The organism is Sphingomonas sp. dw_22 (assembly GCF_018449795.1).
GTDB lineage: Bacteria > Pseudomonadota > Alphaproteobacteria > Sphingomonadales > Sphingomonadaceae > Sphingomonas.
In genome coordinates this window covers 12,123-28,599 of the sequence record NZ_JAAVVE010000033.1, presented here as the reverse complement: position 1 = coordinate 28,599, position 16,477 = coordinate 12,123, and the positions used below count along the sequence as shown (strand labels likewise).

The following is a 16,477-nucleotide window of genomic DNA, read 5'->3' as shown; positions in this document are numbered from 1 at the left end:
GGCGGGGCGATAGGGGCGTGTTGCCCAAGAGGAGATGAACATGCGCTTGCCCGACTGGTCGCCGATCCGCGCTCTCCAACCCGCTGCGCTCCCCCAGCTCTTCGCCGATGATCCCAGGCGCGTCGAGGCGCTGTCGGTCGATATCGCCGGCATCCATTTCGACTGGTCGAAGACGCATCTGACGGCGGAGGCGATCGCCGCCTTCTCCATACTCGCCCAGTCGATGGGCCTCGCCGCCAGGCGCGACGCGCTGTTCGCGGGCGAGGCCGTCAACGTCACCGAAGGCCGCGCCGCCGAGCACGGCGCCGAGCGCGGCGAGGGTTCGCCCGAGAGCGTGGCGCGGGCGCAAGCCTATCATGCCCGGATGCGCGCGCTGATCGACGCGATCGAGGCCGAGGCGTTCGGCCCGGTGCGCCATATCCTCCATATCGGCATCGGCGGATCGGCCTTGGGGCCGGACCTGCTGGTCGATGCGCTGGGCCGCGATGCCGATCGCTACGACGTGGCGGTGGTCTCCAATGTCGACGGGGTCGCGCTGGAAGAGGCAATGGACCGCTTCGATCCGCAGGCGACGCTGATCGCGGTGGCGTCGAAGACCTTCACCACCACCGAGACGATGCTCAACGCCGAAAGCGCGCTCGAATGGATGCAGGCGGCGGGCGTGGAAGACCCCTATGGCCGCGTGGTCGCGCTGACCGCCGCGCCCGACAAGGCCGTCGAATGGGGCGTGGACGAGACGCGCGTGCTGCCCTTCGCCGAATCCGTGGGCGGGCGCTATTCGCTCTGGTCGTCGATCGGCTTCCCCGCGGCGCTGGCGCTCGGCTGGGACGCATTCGAGGAATTGCTGGAGGGCGCGGCCGAGATGGACCGGCATTTCCGCCTGACCGAGCTTTCGAGCAACGCCCCCGCGCTCGCGGCCTTCGCCGACCTCTATTACAGCCAGGCGCGCGGCTGCGAGACGCGGGCGACCTTCGCCTATGACGAGCGGCTGCGCCTGCTGCCGAGCTATCTCCAGCAGCTCGAAATGGAATCGAACGGCAAGCGCGTCACCGCCGAGGGCCAGCCCGTCGAATGGCCCACCGCGCCGATCACCTGGGGCGGCGTGGGCACCGATGCGCAGCACGCGGTGTTCCAGCTCCTCCACCAGGGCACCCGGCTGGTGCCGCTCGAATTCGTCGGCGTGATCGAGGCAGGCGATGCGCTGGCCGACGACCATCACCGCCAGCTCCTCATCAACATGTTCGCGCAGGGCGCCGCGCTGATGGCCGGGCGCGACGCGGCGGACAAGGCGCGCGCCTATCCCGGCGACCGGCCGAGCGCGACGCTGCTGCTCGATCGCCTCGATCCGCGCACGCTGGGGGCGCTGCTCGCCTTCTACGAGAATCGGACGTTCGTGAACGCCGTGCTGCTCGGCATCAATCCGTTCGACCAGTTCGGCGTCGAGCTCGGCAAGGAAATGGCCAAGGCGGCGGACAAGGGGGGACTGGATTTCGATCCCTCCACCACCGATCTGATCCGCCGGGCATTTGGAGAATGAGCGTGGCCGATTTCGAGTTTGATCTGTTCGTCATCGGCGCGGGCTCGGGGGGTACGCGCGCCTCGCGCGTCTCGGCGGCGCATGGCGCGCGGGTCGCGGTGGCGGAGGAATATCGCGTCGGCGGCACCTGCGTCATCCGCGGCTGCGTGCCCAAGAAGCTGCTCGTCTATGGCGCGCATTTCGCCGAGGATCTGAAGGACGCGCGCCGCTTCGGCTGGGACGTGCCCGACTGCCATTTCGACTGGACGGTGCTGCGCGACAACGTCCTCGCCGATGTCGACCGGCTGAACGGCCTCTACACCCAGACGCTCGACAATAACGGCGTCGAGATCTTCCTCGAGCACGCGACCGTCACCGGCCCGCACGAAGTGACGCTGGCAAGCGGCAGGAAAATCACCGCCAAATATATCCTGGTCGCCAGCGGCGCGCATCCGCACGTGCCCGATTTCCCCGGCAGCGATCTGGGCATCACCTCGAACGAGGTATTCCATCTGAACGCGCTGCCCAAGCGCATCCTGATCGCCGGCGGCGGCTATATCGCCAATGAGTTCGCGGGCATCTTCAACGAGCTCGGCAGCCATGTGACGCTGGTCAACCGTACCGACGTGATCCTGCGCGGATACGACCATTCGATCCGCGACCGGCTGCTCCAGATCTCGATCACCAAGGGCATCGATTTCCGCTTCCACACCGATTTCAAGAAGATCGAGCAGTTGGAGAGCGGCGGCTTCCGCGTCGAGCTGACCAAGCACGAGCCGTTCGAAGTCGATTGCGTGCTGTTCGCCACCGGCCGCGTGCCCAATACCCGGGGGCTCGGCCTGGCGGAGGTCGGCGTCGAGCTCGACGACAAGGGCGCGGTGAAGGTCGATGCCGATAATCGCTCGTCGGTCGACAGCATCTATGCCGTGGGCGACGTGACCAATCGCGTCCAGCTCACGCCCGTCGCGATCCGCGAGGGGCAGGCATTCGCCGACACGGTCTTCGGCAACAAGCCGCATCAGGTCGATTATTCGTGCATCCCCAGCGCGGTGTTCAGCCATCCGCCGATGGCAGGCGTCGGCATGACCGAGAGCGAGGCGAAGAACAAGCTGGGCTCGGTCGCAGTCTATATGTCCGATTTCCGGGCGATGAAGAACGTCCTCGCCGATCGTCACGAGCGCGCGCTCTACAAGATGATCTGCGACGGGACGACCGGAAAGGTCGTCGGCCTCCACATGATCGGTCCCGACGCGCCGGAGATCCTGCAAGCCGCCGCGATCGCGGTGAAGGCCGGCCTCACCAAGGACGCCTTCGATCAGACGGTGGCGCTGCACCCGACCATGTCGGAGGAACTCGTCCTCATGAAGTGAGGCGCGTGGCGACGAAGCGCGCGAGCGCCGGCCCCACGGCCAGCACCGCGAGGAAGCGCAGCGTCTGCATCGCCATGACGAAGGGCTGGTCGACCGGCACCGAGGTCGCGATGATCGCCACCGAATCGAGCCCGCCGGGGCTCACCGCGAGATAGGCCGTCACCAGGTCGATCCCGGTGGTGCGGGCGAGCACGACGGCGAGCCCGGCGGAAAAGGCGATCAGCACCGCGGTCGACAGCAGCACGCGGGGCAGCGCGCGCGCCGCGATGCGCAGCGTCTCCTGCGTGAAGGCCAGGCCGATCCGCCAGCCGATCAGCATATAGCTGATCGCGAGGATCGGCTGCGGCAGCGTGATCCGCACCAGCCCGAGCGACTGCAGCGCCACCCCCAGCACGAGCGGCCCGAACAGCGCCGCGCCCGGTATCCGCAGCGCCAGCCCGGCCAGCGCGCCCAGCGCGGTGATCGCCAGCGTCGATACCGTCGGGCCCAATGCCACCGGGGCGACGAGATGCGCGAACCAGTTGGTGCCGGCATGGCCGGTGAGCACCGCCGCCAATATCGAAGCGACCGCCGCCACGCAGACCACCCGGGTATAGGTCATGAACGCCACCAGCCGCGCATCGGCGCCGAACGCATCGGCCATCACCACCATCGCGGAGGCCGCGCCCGGCATCGAACCCCAGACCGCCGTGCTTCCCGGCAGCACGCGCCAGCGGCTGAGCAGATAGCCGAGCAGCCCGCTCGCCCCCAGCGTCGCGGCGGTCACGGCCAGGAACAGCGGCCATTCGCGGACGACCATGACGAACAGGCCGGTGGAAAGCGATCCGGCGACCAGCGCCCCGATCACCGCCTGCGCCGCGAGGAACCAGGGCTTGGGCAGCGCCAGCTTCGCGCCGCGCGCCGAAAACACGATCGCCGCGATCATCGGCCCGAGCAGCAGCCCGGCGGAAAGCCCGATCGCCTCCAGCAGCAGCGCGAGCACGGCCGAAGCGGCGATCAGCGCCAGCCAGAGTGGTACTGCCTCGAAAAACGTCCCCCGCCGGCCCGATCTCACCCTTCTGCTTCCAGCAGGTCGTCGGCTTCGCTCCGCTCCCCGCGCACGCCGCTGCGCTCGGCGATGGTCGCGGTGACGGCGACGTCCATGGTGACATTGCCCAGCGTGCGGACGATGTCCGGCAGCGTCTCGACCGCCACCAGCAGCGCCAGCGGCTCGATCGGCACGCCCATGGCGATGGCGATCGGCGCGATCGAGCTCACATAGCTGATCGATCCCGGCAGGCTCACCGCGCCCATCGTCGTGATCGCCCCCGCCGCGATGCCCGCCGCCATCTGGGCCGGCCCCAGATGCATGCCGAAGATATGCGCGACATAGATCGCGACGGCGAGGTTCATCGCCGGACCGGTCGCGCGGAACAATGCGACGGCGAGCGGCAGCACGACGCCCGACGTGGCGACCGGCACGTCCAGCCGCTCGCAACCGCGCAGCATCGCGGGGAGCGAGGCGAGCGAGGATTGCGTGCTGATCGCGACCGCCTGGGCCGAAGTGGTCGCCGACATGAAGCGCCGCAGCGGAACGCGTCCGCCGAACACCGCGAGCGGATAGGCGAGCCCCCAGACGACCGCGCCGACGCCGGCGACGATCAGGACATAATGGACGAGCAGCCCGAATGCCGAAGTGCCCGCCCGCGCGCCGACCACATAGGCGAGCGCGAACACGCCGAGCGGGGCCAGCCAGAGCACCCAGCCGATCACGATCAGCATCGCATCGGCGAGCGCGCGGAAGAAGCTGGTGAGCACTTCGCGCTGCGCCGCCGGCAGGCGCGTCACCGCGAATCCGAAAACGGTGGTGAAGACGATCAGCGGCAGGAAGGCGTCGTTCGCGGCGGCGGCCAGCGGGTTCACCGGGATCAGCGAGGTGAAGAAGTCCGCGATCGAAGGCACTGGCCCGGCCGGCGAGGCGCTGCTGAAGCTCGATCGCAGCGCGGCGGCTGCCTGCGGATTGAGCGGCCAGAGATCGAGGAACAGCGGCGTCAGGATCGCGGCGAGGATCGACGAGGTCCACAGCACCGCGACGAAGAACAGGATCGATCGCGTCGCGAGCTTGCCGGCGCGAGCGGATTCGGCGGTCTGCGCGATGCCGGTGACGAGCAGCCCCACCACCAGCGGCACGATCGTCATGCGCAGGCCGTTGAGCCATGCGGTGCCGATGGGCTCGGCCAGGCCCGTCCAGCGCAGCGCCGCCTCCGGCGCAGCGGCCGCGGCGACGATGCCCACGGCAAGCCCGATAACCAGGGCAAGAAGAATACGGATCGGTTGCGACATGCTCGCCCTTCTGTGTTTCGGGCGCTATCACGATGCCCGCATCAGGCCACAAGGTCGTGGAAAGACGGAACATGGCAAGAAAATATTTCGGCACCGACGGAATTCGCGGCCTGACGAACATGGCGCCGATGACCGCGGCGATGGCGATGAAGGTCGGCATGGCGGCCGGCGCGCATTTCCGGCGCGGCGACCATCGCCACCGCGTCGTGATCGGCAAGGACACGCGGCTTTCGGGCTATATGCTCGAGAATGCCCTGGTCGCGGGCTTCACCAGCGTCGGCATGGACGTGGTGCTGGTGGGGCCGATGCCCACCCCGGCGGTGGCGATGCTCACCCATTCGATGCGCGCGGATCTGGGCGTGATGATCTCGGCCAGCCATAACCCCTTCGCCGACAACGGGATCAAGCTGTTCGGCCCCGACGGCTACAAGCTCAGCGACGAGGACGAGCTGGCGATCGAGGCGCTGATCGACGGCGAGGTGCCGCTCGCCGCCGCGGCCGATATCGGCCGCGCCCGCCGGGTCGAGGATGCGCGCGGCCGCTATATCCACTTCGCCAAGTCGACCTTCCCCGAGGAACTCACGCTCGACGGGCTCAAGATCGTGGTCGATTGCGCCAACGGCGCCGCCTATCAGGTCGCGCCCTCGGCGCTGTGGGAGCTGGGCGCCGAGGTCGTGGCGATCGGCGTCGAGCCCAACGGCAAGAACATCAACGATCGCGTCGGCTCCACCGCTCCGGACACGCTGCGCGAGACGGTGGTGGCGAGCGGCGCCGCGATCGGCATCGCGCTCGACGGCGACGCGGACCGGCTGATCGTGGTCGACGAGACCGGCCGGGTGATCGACGGCGACCAGCTCATGGCGCTGATCGCGACCGGCTGGGCGCGGCAGGGCAAGCTCGCGGGCGGCGGGCTGGTGGCGACCGTCATGTCGAACCTCGGCCTGGAGCGCCATCTCGCCGCCCAGGGCCTGGGGCTGGTCCGCACCAAGGTCGGCGACCGCTATGTGCTCGAGAAGATGCGCGGCTCGGGCTACAATGTCGGCGGGGAGCAGAGCGGCCACATCATCCTCTCCGACTATGCGACCACCGGCGACGGGCTGGTCGCCGCGCTTCAGGTGCTGGCCGAGCTGGTCCGTGCGGGCGCGCCGGCCAGCGAAGTGCTCCACCGCTTCGATCCGCTGCCCCAGCTCCTCAAGAATGTCCGCTTCAAGGGCGGCAAGCCGCTGGAAGACCCGGCCGTGAAAGAAGCGATCGCCGGCGCCGAAGCCGAGCTGAACGGCAAGGGCCGGCTGGTCATCCGCGCATCGGGCACCGAGCCGGTGATCCGCGTGATGGCCGAAGGCGACGATCGCGGCCAGGTCGAGGCCGTGGTCGATCGGGTGTGCGAAGCCGTGCGCAAGGCCGCCGCCTGATGCTGGAGATGCGCCCCGATTGCGAACGCTGCGGCGCGGACCTGCGCGCCGACGAACCGGGCGCGTTCATCTGCTCGTTCGAATGCACCTTCTGCGCCGAATGCGCCGAGGCACTCGACGATATGTGCCCCCATTGCGGCGGCGAGCTGATGGATCGGCCGACGCGAACCGGCAAGACGCTGGCGCGCAATCCGGCCTCCACCGAGCGCAGGTTCAAGACCGCATCATGACTCCGCGCGTGCTCATCATCGCCGGCTCCGATTCGGGCGGCGGCGCCGGCATTCAGGCCGACATCAAGACGGTCACCATGCTCGGCGGCCATGCGATGACCGCGATCACCGCGATCACTGCGCAGAACACGCTGGGCGTGGACGCGGTCCATCCCGTCCCCACCGACATGGTGATCGCCCAGATCGACGCGGTGGTGCGCGATCTCGGCGTCGATGCGATCAAGATCGGCATGATCGGATCGGCACGCACCGCGCTGGCGGTGGCGGAGAAGCTGGGCGAGCTGCCCGGCATCCCGGTCGTCTTCGATCCCGTGATGGTCGCGACCAGCGGCGCGACGCTTGCCGACGACGCCACCATCGCCGCGTTCGAACGCCTGATGGATCGCGCCACCGTCACCACCCCCAACCTCCCCGAGCTGGAGGCGCTGGGCCGCGATCCGCAGGAGCTGGTCGCCCAGCATCGCTGCGCCATACTGGTCAAGGGCGGGCACGGCACCGGCCCTCAGGTGACCGACACGCTCTATTCGGCCAACCCGGACGATCCGCCGCAGATCGAATGGAGCGATCCGCGCATCGAGACCGACAGCACCCACGGCACCGGCTGCACCCTCTCCTCGGCGATCGCCTGTGGCCTGGCCCAGGAATGGGATCTGCCCGAAGCCGTGACCCGTGCGCGCCGCTTCGTGCGGATCGCGATGCGCGCGGCGCCGGGGCTGGGGCGCGGCCATGGCCCGATGGCGCAGCAGGCGGTGCGGCTCGATCTCAACATGAGCTTCTTCGAGCCGATGCTGAACCAGGTGACCGTGCCCGCCCAGGATCTGGCGGCGAGCGAGCGCTTCTATCGCCTGCTCGGCCTGCGCCAGGTCGTCCGCGCCAGCCCGCGCTATGCCCGGTTCGAGACCGAGGGCGGCGCCACCTTCTCGATCGCCACCGACAAGGATTATACCGCGCCGGTCGTCTATTTCGAATGCGGCGATCTCGACGTGACGGTCGCCTATCTCCAGCAACAGGGCTTCAAGTTCGAGCAGGAGCCGAAGGACGAGACCTGGGGCTGGCGCGAGGCGCGGCTGCGCGATCCGGCCGGCAATGCGGTTCGCCTCTACCAGGCTGGCGAGATGCGCCGCTTTCCGCCATGGCGGCTGGACGATGCCTAAAAGTCCCGGGCCCGACCTGAAGTTCGAACGCCGTTACCAGCGCAGCCACAAAGGCCCCGTCGCGGGGGTGGACGAGGCCGGACGCGGGCCGCTCGCCGGGCCGGTGGTGGCCGCCGCGGTGGTGCTCGATCCCGGATGCATTCCCGACGGCATCGATGATTCCAAGGTGCTGACCGCCAGAAAGCGCGCCGATCTATGCGCCCGCCTGCTCGATTGCGCGCGCGTCGGGGTGGGGATCGCCACGGTCGAGGAGATCGATTCGATCAACATCTTCTGGGCGACGATGCTGGCGATGACGCGCGCGGTGGATGCGCTGGGCTTCCACCCCGCCTTCGTGCTGGTCGACGGCAATCGCTGTCCGGACTGGAACCATCAGAGCCATGCAGTGGTAAGCGGCGATGCGCTGTGCCTGTCGATCGCCGCCGCCTCGATCGTCGCCAAGCATCGCCGCGACTGCATGATGCTGGAATATGACGCGCTCTATCCGGGCTATGGCTGGGCGAGCAACAAGGGCTATGCCGCGAAGGTCCACCAGGAAGCGCTGCGCACGCTCGGCCCCACCCCGCTCCACCGCCGCAGCTTCGCCCCCGTCGCCCAGGCCGAGCTGGATTTCGGCCCCGCCATCGGCCGATAAGGCCACTCGACATTCCGGGGTTGAGGAAGGCGACGGCCACAAAATCCTTCGTTACCCCGGCCGAAGTGCCGGGGTCCACTCCTCCGCGAACGAGCCCCTCTCCCGGTGGACCCCGGCACTTCAGCCGGGGTAACGGATGGTATGAAGACCTTGGAGGTTATCAGCCCAGCACCTGCGCCACCCATTCGGGCACCAGCACCCCCGCCGGCCCCATCCGGCTCTCCGCGAACCAGATGCTGCCGCCAGACGGCTCCAGGTTGAGCTCCAGCGTATCGGCCCCATGATAGCGTGCGGTCTGCACGAAGCCCGCCGCAGGATAGACCGCGCCTGAAGTGCCGATCGATACGAACAGATCCGCCTCGCCCAACGCGCGGTCGATCGCCTCCATCCGGTATGGCATCTCGCCGAAAAAGACGATGTCGGGCCGAAGCGCCGCCGTGCCGCAGGCCGGACACGCGCTCCCCGGCGGCAGCGCACCTTCCCAAGGTTCCCGCGCCCCGCACGCCGCGCACAGTGCCGACTTCAGCTCGCCATGCATGTGCAGCATCCGCGTCGCCCCGGCGCGCTCGTGCAGGTCGTCGACATTCTGGGTGACGATCAGCAATTCGCCCGGCCATTCGGCATCGAGCCGCGCCAGCGCCAGATGCGCCGCATTGGGCTCGATCCCCGTGAGCTGCGCCCGTCGCGCATCGTAGAAGCGATGCACCAGCTCGGGATCGCGCTGCAGCGCCTGGGGCGTGCAGACATCCTCCACCCGATGCCCCTCCCACAGCCCGCCGGGGCCGCGGAAAGTAGCGACGCCGCTCTCGGCCGAGATACCGGCGCCGGTCAGCACCACGATGCTCTGGATATCGCGCATGGCTTCGTCCTAGCCGCTGCCATGCGCCTGCCGCAAATGACACGCTACCATGCTGGCGATTGTCCAGAGGGGAACCGATGCTCGCCTTTGCCCTGCTGCTCGCGCTTGCCCAGGATCGCACGTCGTCGCTCCCTCCCGGCCCCGACGACGGGACGCCCCCGCCGCCGGCCCGCTGCGGCGAGGCGACCGACGGAATCACCGTCTGCGGCAATATGGACCAGTCGCGTTTCCGCCTTCGCCGGACCGAGCCGCGCTACGAACCCCAGCCGCTTCGCCCGGATTTCAAGTTGCCGGGAGGCGGCAGTGGCACGGTCGAGGCCGTCCAGCGCGGCGTAGGCGGCGTCAGCGTGCCGAGTGCCATGGTCACGCTCAAGATTCCGCTCGGCGGCAAGAAGAAGCCCAGGCAGCCCGAGGACAAGTGAGAACCGAAACTTCTGGCAATGTAGGATTTCGCCTGCGAAGCTCCGCCGGCTCTTTCTCATCGTCGGTTCCAGGAAAACGGTCTCCGATCGCCCCCCCAGGATTTTCGACATAGCGAGTGTCAATCGTGTCAACCAAAACCGATCGATCGCGCTCCATCTGGCGCTCGCGCACCCGCTGGCCTAGAGCGAAGCCATGACCAGCATCGGCATTTTCGGCAGCCAGGGCCGCATGGGGCAGGCGATCGCCGCCATCGCCCATGAACTCGGCGCGCAGCTCGCGGGCGGCGCGGATGTCGGCGACGATCCCGCCGACCTCGCCCGCAAGGCGGACGTGCTGGTCGATTTCTCCGCCCCCGCCGCGCTGGAAGGGCATCTCTCCGCCGCGCGCGCGGCCTGGACGCCGATCATGATCGGCACCACCGGGCTCGGCCCCGTGCAGCATCAGTTGATCGACGCCGCCGCCGCCGAGATCCCCGTGCTCCAGACCGGCAACACCTCGGTCGGCGTGGCCCTGCTCGCCCGGCTGGTGCGCGAGGCGGCGCTGAAGCTGGATGCGGAGTGGGACATCGAGATCGTCGAGATGCACCACCGCAACAAGGTCGATGCACCGTCCGGCACCGCGCTGATGCTGGGCGAGGCGGCGGCGCGCGGGCGCGGCACTACGCTCGCCGAAGCCGGCGTGCCCGCCCGCGCCGGCCTCACCGGCGCGCGTGCCTCGGGGACGATCGGCATGGCGTCGCTGCGCGGCGGATCGGTGGTCGGCGATCACAGCGTGATCTTCGCCACCGCCGGCGAGCGGATCGAGCTCATCCACCGCGCCGACGATCGCGCCATCTTCGCGCGCGGCGCCGTCCAGGCCGCCCTCTGGCTCGCCGGCCAGCAGCCCGGCCGCTATACGATGGACCAGGTGCTGGCGGTGTGAACAAGGCTCAGGTCGTCGAGTTCTTCGCGCGGTTGGCGGAGGCCAACCCGCATCCCGAGACCGAGCTCGAATCGGTCAACGACTATACGCTGCTCGTCGCCGTCGTCCTCTCCGCCCAGGCGACCGATGCCGGCGTCAACAAGGCCACCCGCCGCCTGTTCGCCGAGGTCGATACGCCCGAAAAGATGGTCGCGCTGGGCGAGGAGGGCTTGAAGCAGCACATCAAGACGATCGGCCTGTTCAACACCAAGGCCAGGAACGTCATCGCCCTGTCCGAAGCGCTGATCCGCGATCATGGCGGCAAGGTTCCCGCCGACCGCGACGAGCTGGAAAAGCTCCCCGGCGTCGGCCGCAAGACCGCGAACGTGGTGATGAACGTCGCCTTCGGCGCCGAGACCTTCGCGGTCGACACGCATATCTTCCGCGTCGGCAACCGCACCGGCCTCGCGCGCGGCAAGACGCCGCTCGCCGTCGAGCTGAAGCTCGAGAAAGCCGTGCCCCAGCCCTTTCGGCTGCACGCGCATCACTGGCTGATCCTGCACGGCCGGTATATCTGCAAGGCTCGGACGCCCGAATGCTGGCGATGCATCGTCGCCGATCTTTGTGCGTTCCAGCCCAAGACCCCCGCGCCCGCGGATCGCAAGCCCCCGCCGCGCGGCGCACGCTAGAAGGATCGCCGCCATGCGCCTGCTGATCGCCGCTTCGTCGCTGCTCTTCCTCGCCGCTCCCGGCACTGCCGGCGAGCAGCACAAGGACAAGGTTCCGGCCGCCACCCCCGCGGGTGAACCGGTCGATTGCCTGCGCCTCACCGACATCCGCGACACCAAGGTGCGCGACGACCGGACGATCGATTTCATCACCAACGGCAGGAAGGTCTATCGCAACACGCTCGACAGCGCCTGCCCGCAACTGGGCTTCGAGCAGCGATTCGCGCACAAAACCTCGACCAACGATCTCTGCTCGCTGGACACGATCACGGTGCTGGTCTCCCCGGGCCTCAGCCGCGGCGCGACCTGCGGTCTCGGCAAGTTCCAGCCAGTGACGCTCGACGGGGCACGCTGAAACGGCTGGCATCCGCGGATAGGCTTTGCTAGGCGCCTGTTTCCAGGCACCCGTAGCTCAGCTGGATAGAGCGCTGCCCTCCGAAGGCAGAGGCCACTGGTTCGAATCCAGTCGGGTGCACCAGTTTTCAATGATTTAGCCCTCTCCGAGGGCAAACTCGTCAAATATCCACTCCCGAACCTTGGTGGATTCTGGCGGACGAAGGCGGTGCGAATTCGCGCCTGCATGCTGATTGATTCGCGCCCAGGCGGGCGTCCCGGGAAACTTGAAGACCGCGACCGCGCTCGAACGTTATGGCCGGCCGGAGGAAATCGCAGTAGCGGTCGCTTTCGCCGCCGGCTCTGCCGCAAGCTATATCACCGGCGCGGTCATTCCCATGGACGGAGGATATAGCGCCTGATCTATGCCCGGATGCGCCCCCGATCTCCGTGCCGGGTGCCTCCATCGAACAGTGTGAACGACCACGCTACTCGCTCGCCCGCCTTGCCGCATAGGCGGCACGCGCTGCATCCATGCGCGGCGCGTTAGTCATCACCCATTCGGCAAGCGCCCGGACTGGATCGAGAAACTCGCGCCCCAGATCGGTCAACGCATATTCTACCTGGGGCGGGTTCGTCGGAGCCACCGTTCGCGAGACGAACCCATGTTCTTCCAGATCGCGCAGCGTCGAGGCGAGCACCTTCTGACTGATCTCGCCAATCTCCCGCCGAAGCGCGTTGAACCGACGGGGCCCTCTCCCCAGCACGCGCACGACCAGCATCGACCATTTATCGCTGACCCGCGCCAGCGTGCGGCTGATGTGCTCGCACGACGTCCCGTGTCCGGCCTCACACGATGGCCCGCTTCCTGCGCACGGCGAGGGGGTTTCCGCCTGGTTATCTGGTGTCGCCAAGGTGCCTCCTTGTTCGGCTCCGATCACAATAGGTAATCAGGTTACCTCTGGAAACTGCTAAATACGAGGTTATCAATGACTGCCAAGCCCCGGATCGCCCTCATCATCGGTTCGACCCGTCCGACCCGTTTCGCCGATACCCCCGCCCAATGGATGCTGAAGCAAGTCCAGGCGCGTGGCGACATCGATGTGGAAGTGGTCGATCTGCGCGACCATCCGCTGCCCTTCTTCGACGAGGCCATGTCCAACCTCTGGGCGCCGAGCGTGAACCCTGAAGCGGTCCGCTGGCAGCAGACGATCGCTCAGTATGACGGCTATATCTTCGTCGTCGCCGAATATAACCACTCGATCACCGGCGTACTCAAGAACGCGCTCGACCAGGCCTACAAGGAGTGGAACCGCAAGCCCTTCACCGCGATCGGCTATGGCGGCACCGGCGCCACACGCGCTGTCGAGCACCTGCGCGGCATCGGCATCGAGTTGCAGATGGTCTCGACCAAGTCCGCCGTCCATATCGGCGGTGGCGACTTCATGGCGATCCATCCTTATTTCGGGAAGCAGCCGATCGAGACGATCGAGACGAACCTGATCCCGTCGGCGACCGCCGCGCTCGACGAGTTGGTCTGGTGGGCCAAGGCGACCATCGCAGCCCGCGCGGCCGACGCCTGACGATCGGCAGCACATCTCCCGCCCGCCATTAGGCGGGCGGGGGGGTACGCCCCAGCGCCCGCTGCTTGACAGGTTATGTAGGCGCCCTCAATCAAATCGCGCTCAACGGACCAATGACGGTGGCAGAGATCGCGGCTTCGCTCCGTGTCACCCATGTATCCGTCAGCCAGGCCCGCTATTCGCTCGAAGCAGCAGGTTTGGTGCATAGCCTCAACGACGAGGAGGGTGCGCGCCGTCGGCCGATCACCTGACGTCGCGGGGGCAGGCGCTCGTCGCCGAGCTCACACCGCTCTGGCGGGCGCTTGGCGACAGCGCTGAGGAATTGAATGCCGAAGCGGGAGACGTCGCGGCTCTGCTCGACCGCCTCGACGACGCGCTGGATGCCCGATCGCTGTTCGATCGAGCGATCTCCAGGATCGACACGCCTCTTGCCGCTCGATGGGACAGACGCACGAACCGGGTATTTCTGACGTCCCGACACTTCCCGACGACCGGATCGCGCCACCCGCCCAAGGTTCCGGCGGCCATGTCGCAAACCCAAGAATCCACTGGTCAACCGCGACGAGACCGCCCAGGGTCTGTGCAGGCCCGGCGCCGGCGCTTCCGGCGGCGCGCCGCCTCCCCTCAAGGAGAAGAGCCATGAAAGCGCTTGTTTACGGCGGTCCCGGCATCAAGACCCTGGAGGATCGGCCCAAGCCCGAACTTCAGGCGCCCAGCGATGCCGTCGTCAGGATCACCCACACCACCATCTGCGGCACCGACCTGCACATCCTCAAGGGCGATGTCGCCACCTGTGCGCCGGGCCGCATCCTCGGCCATGAAGGGGTCGGGGTGATCGACTCGGTCGGAGCCGGCGTGACGGCGTTCAAGCCAGGGGACCGGGTGCTGATCTCCTGCATCTCCTCGTGCGGCAAGTGCGACTATTGCCGGCGGGGCATGTATTCGCATTGCACGACCGGCGGCTGGATCCTCGGCAACGAGATCGACGGAACCCAGGCGGAATATGTCCGCACGCCCCACGCCGACACCAGCCTCTACCCCATCCCCGCGGGCGCCGACGAAGAGGCCCTGGTGATGCTCAGCGACATCCTGCCGACCGGCTTCGAGTGCGGCGTGCTGAACGGCAAGGTAGCCCCCGGCGCGACGGTGGCCATCGTCGGTTCCGGGCCGGTCGGCCTGGCGGCCCTGCTGACGGCGCAGTTCTATTCGCCGGCCCGGATCATCATGATCGACCTCGACGACAGCCGGCTGGCGGTCGCCCGCCGCTTCGGCGCCACGGATACGATCAACAGCGGCGACGGCGACGCCGCCGAGGCAGTCAAGGCCCTGACCGAGGGACGCGGCGTCGACACCGCCATCGAGGCGGTGGGGATCGCCCCGACCTTCCTGCTGTGCCAGGACATCGTCGCGCCGGGCGGAGTGATCGCCAATGTCGGCGTCCACGGCTCCAAGGTCGACCTGCACCTGGAGCGGCTGTGGTCGCAGAATGTGTCGATCACCACGCGGCTGGTCGATACGGTCTCGACGCCGATGCTGCTGAAGACCGTGCAGTCGGGCCGGATCGATCCGAACCTGCTGATCACCCACCATTTCGCGCTCGACGAAATCCTCGACGCCTATGACGCCTTCGGCCGCGCCGCCGACACCGGCGCGTTGAAGGTGATCATTTCGACCTAGAGGCCATTGGGAGGCACGCCGCCGATGCAGGGTCGACGGCGAACGCGGCCCGGGATGATGACATCGAGATCGCCGACGATCTCGTGGAAAGGCCGGCGCAACTTCGGGGGCCGCCAACCGTTATGACTCCACGCGATGGCTCCAAGAGTGTCGATTAACACCTGTTTCGACCTTCGCGACTTCCCGGCACTTGGCTTTCGCTTCGCGAGCCTCCGGTATTTCCGAAGGCTGATCATGTCTGTTGAAAAGCATAGTCCCGAAGACGTGGCCTTGAGCCTGACCCTGGCGGTCGTCACGTCCTCGCCCGCACCGTTGTTGCTTCTGGACGGCGAGCTTACCGTCATCGCGGCCAGCACCTCGTTCTGCGACGTTTTCGGCGTCGAGGCGGGGGTGCTGACGGGCCAGCCGCTCTACGCCCTGGACGACGGCGAATGGGACAGCCCCCAACTGCGATCCTTGATGGCCGCGACCACGTCCGGCGCGGGAGCGCCGGACGCCCGCGACATCGACCTTAAACCGCCGCGGCGGCCGGTTCGGCATCTGATCGTCCAGGCCCGGCGGCTGGTCTATCTGGATCTCGAACAGACGCGCATCCTCGTCGCCGTGTCGGACGTCACGGACGCGCGGGCCGATGCCGCGCTGAAGGAAGACGCGCTACGCCAGAACAGCGTGCTGCTGCAGGAGGTCCGCCACCGGGTCGCCAACAGCCTGCAGATCATTGCCAGCGTCTTGCTGCAGAATGCGCGAAGGACCACGTCGGACGAGACACGCGGCCATCTCCGGGACGCCCACCACCGGGTGATGTCCGTCGCGGCCCTCGAACGGCTGCTGTCCACCTCCGGGGATGGCGACGTCGAGGTGCGAGTCTATTTCACCCGACTTTGCGAAAGCATCTCGGCCTCGATGATCGGCGACGTCGACCAGGTTTCCCTGACCGTCGAGGGCGGCGAAGGGGTGGTCGAAGCCAGGGTCTCGGTGGGGCTGGGCCTGATCGTCACCGAACTGGTGATCAACGCGCTGAAACACGCCTTTCCCGACGGAAGGCCCGGCAAGATCACGGTCGACTATAATTTCCACGGGCCGAACTGGATCCTGTGCGTGCGCGACGACGGCGTCGGCATGCCATTGAGCGCGCCGGTGCGGTCGGGTCTGGGGACGAGCATCGTCCGGGCCCTGGCCGGACAGTTGAACGCTTCGGTCGAAATGACGCCGGAGCATCCCGGAACCCAGGTTTCCATCAGGCATACCCAGATCGCCCTGGTGCAGGACGAACCCGAGACGGCGAGCGCGCCGGACGCCGGGGCGCGCCCGGCGTCCGGCGCGATCAGCGGCTGAC

The 16,477-nt window shown here is 67.8% G+C and carries 18 protein-coding genes, 1 tRNA gene and 1 pseudogene; 16 read left to right on the top strand and 4 right to left on the bottom strand.

The window, feature by feature from the left end; all coding sequences use genetic code 11:
* Positions 1-40: 40 nt before the first annotated feature.
* Complete coding sequence (gene pgi / locus HB724_RS14275; RefSeq protein WP_256731526.1) at positions 41-1,537, top strand: glucose-6-phosphate isomerase; 1,497 nt, start codon at positions 41-43, stop codon at positions 1,535-1,537.
* Between the two features lie 2 nt (positions 1,538-1,539).
* Positions 1,540-2,886 (top strand): glutathione-disulfide reductase, encoded by a 1,347-nt coding sequence (gorA, locus tag HB724_RS14270; protein ID WP_213981608.1) that lies wholly within the window; start codon positions 1,540-1,542, stop codon positions 2,884-2,886.
* On the opposite strand, the gene HB724_RS14265 is transcribed toward gorA, so the two are convergent.
* Together HB724_RS14265 and HB724_RS14260 are read right to left on the bottom strand one after the other, a co-directional pair.
* Positions 2,876-3,940, bottom strand: coding sequence for an AbrB family transcriptional regulator (locus HB724_RS14265; protein WP_213981607.1), 1,065 nt, complete (start codon positions 3,938-3,940; stop codon positions 2,876-2,878). The genes gorA and HB724_RS14265 overlap by 11 nt on opposite strands.
* Positions 3,937-5,208 carry a dicarboxylate/amino acid:cation symporter gene (locus HB724_RS14260; protein WP_213981606.1) on the bottom strand — a complete coding sequence of 424 codons (1,272 nt, stop codon included), beginning with the start codon at positions 5,206-5,208 and terminating at the stop codon, positions 3,937-3,939. The genes HB724_RS14265 and HB724_RS14260 overlap by 4 nt, the downstream gene beginning before the upstream one ends.
* A 71-nt stretch (positions 5,209-5,279) precedes the next feature.
* Between HB724_RS14260 and glmM the strand changes: the two genes are divergently transcribed.
* Genes glmM through HB724_RS14240 form a run of 4 tightly spaced genes read left to right on the top strand, consistent with a single transcriptional unit; the run spans position 5,280 to position 8,638 of the window.
* Complete coding sequence (glmM, locus tag HB724_RS14255) at positions 5,280-6,620, top strand: phosphoglucosamine mutase (protein ID WP_213981605.1); 1,341 nt, start codon at positions 5,280-5,282, stop codon at positions 6,618-6,620.
* Complete coding sequence (locus HB724_RS14250) at positions 6,620-6,850, top strand: DUF1272 domain-containing protein (protein WP_213981604.1); 231 nt, start codon at positions 6,620-6,622, stop codon at positions 6,848-6,850. The genes glmM and HB724_RS14250 overlap by 1 nt, the downstream gene beginning before the upstream one ends.
* Positions 6,847-8,004: a bifunctional hydroxymethylpyrimidine kinase/phosphomethylpyrimidine kinase gene (gene thiD / locus HB724_RS14245; protein WP_213981603.1), complete on the top strand. Its 1,158-nt coding sequence runs from the start codon at positions 6,847-6,849 to the stop codon at positions 8,002-8,004. Before HB724_RS14250 ends, thiD begins: the two co-directional genes overlap by 4 nt.
* Entirely contained in the window at positions 7,997-8,638 is a 642-nt protein-coding gene (locus tag HB724_RS14240) for a ribonuclease HII (RefSeq protein WP_213981602.1), read from the top strand. Before thiD ends, HB724_RS14240 begins: the two co-directional genes overlap by 8 nt.
* 160 nt (positions 8,639-8,798) lie before the next feature.
* On the opposite strand, the gene HB724_RS14235 is transcribed toward HB724_RS14240, so the two are convergent.
* Positions 8,799-9,497: an NAD-dependent deacylase gene (locus tag HB724_RS14235; protein ID WP_213981601.1), complete on the bottom strand. Its 699-nt coding sequence runs from the start codon at positions 9,495-9,497 to the stop codon at positions 8,799-8,801.
* Positions 9,498-9,574: 77 nt separating this feature from the next.
* On the opposite strand from HB724_RS14235, the gene HB724_RS14230 reads away from it, so the two are divergent.
* From HB724_RS14230 to HB724_RS14205, 6 genes and pseudogenes are all read left to right on the top strand, one after another.
* The gene (locus HB724_RS14230; RefSeq protein WP_213981600.1) at positions 9,575-9,919 is read left to right on the top strand and encodes a hypothetical protein; all 345 of its coding nucleotides are present in this window, start codon (positions 9,575-9,577) and stop codon (positions 9,917-9,919) included.
* Positions 9,920-10,112: 193 nt separating this feature from the next.
* Positions 10,113-10,841, top strand: a complete 729-nt coding sequence (gene dapB, locus HB724_RS14225; RefSeq protein ID WP_213981599.1) for a 4-hydroxy-tetrahydrodipicolinate reductase — start codon at positions 10,113-10,115, stop codon at positions 10,839-10,841.
* Positions 10,838-11,509 (top strand): endonuclease III, encoded by a 672-nt coding sequence (nth, locus tag HB724_RS14220; RefSeq protein WP_213981598.1) that lies wholly within the window; start codon positions 10,838-10,840, stop codon positions 11,507-11,509. Before dapB ends, nth begins: the two co-directional genes overlap by 4 nt.
* 13 nt (positions 11,510-11,522) lie before the next feature.
* Complete coding sequence (locus HB724_RS14215; protein ID WP_213981597.1) at positions 11,523-11,903, top strand: DUF6491 family protein; 381 nt, start codon at positions 11,523-11,525, stop codon at positions 11,901-11,903.
* A 46-nt stretch (positions 11,904-11,949) separates the two neighbouring features.
* Positions 11,950-12,026: transfer RNA gene (locus tag HB724_RS14210), tRNA-Arg, on the top strand.
* A gap of 154 nt (positions 12,027-12,180) precedes the next feature.
* Positions 12,181-12,303: pseudogene (locus HB724_RS14205) on the top strand (SDR family oxidoreductase); the annotation flags it as partial.
* Positions 12,304-12,369: 66 nt separating this feature from the next.
* Here HB724_RS14205 and HB724_RS14200 read toward each other — a convergent pair.
* Positions 12,370-12,795 carry a helix-turn-helix domain-containing protein gene (locus HB724_RS14200; RefSeq protein WP_256731525.1) on the bottom strand — a complete coding sequence of 142 codons (426 nt, stop codon included), beginning with the start codon at positions 12,793-12,795 and terminating at the stop codon, positions 12,370-12,372.
* A 75-nt stretch (positions 12,796-12,870) separates the two neighbouring features.
* Between HB724_RS14200 and HB724_RS14195 the strand changes: the two genes are divergently transcribed.
* The 4 genes from HB724_RS14195 to HB724_RS14180 all read left to right on the top strand — a co-directional run bounded on the left by HB724_RS14195 (position 12,871) and on the right by HB724_RS14180 (position 16,476).
* Positions 12,871-13,464, top strand: coding sequence for an NAD(P)H-dependent oxidoreductase (locus HB724_RS14195; protein ID WP_213981595.1), 594 nt, complete (start codon positions 12,871-12,873; stop codon positions 13,462-13,464).
* Between the two features lie 65 nt (positions 13,465-13,529).
* Positions 13,530-13,715 carry a helix-turn-helix domain-containing protein gene (locus HB724_RS14190; RefSeq protein ID WP_213981594.1) on the top strand — a complete coding sequence of 62 codons (186 nt, stop codon included), beginning with the start codon at positions 13,530-13,532 and terminating at the stop codon, positions 13,713-13,715.
* 388 nt (positions 13,716-14,103) lie between these two features.
* Positions 14,104-15,141, top strand: coding sequence for a zinc-dependent alcohol dehydrogenase family protein (locus HB724_RS14185; protein ID WP_213981593.1), 1,038 nt, complete (start codon positions 14,104-14,106; stop codon positions 15,139-15,141).
* A gap of 147 nt (positions 15,142-15,288) precedes the next feature.
* Positions 15,289-16,476 carry a histidine kinase dimerization/phosphoacceptor domain -containing protein gene (locus tag HB724_RS14180; protein WP_346344732.1) on the top strand — a complete coding sequence of 396 codons (1,188 nt, stop codon included), beginning with the start codon at positions 15,289-15,291 and terminating at the stop codon, positions 16,474-16,476.
* Position 16,477: the final 1 nt, after the last annotated feature.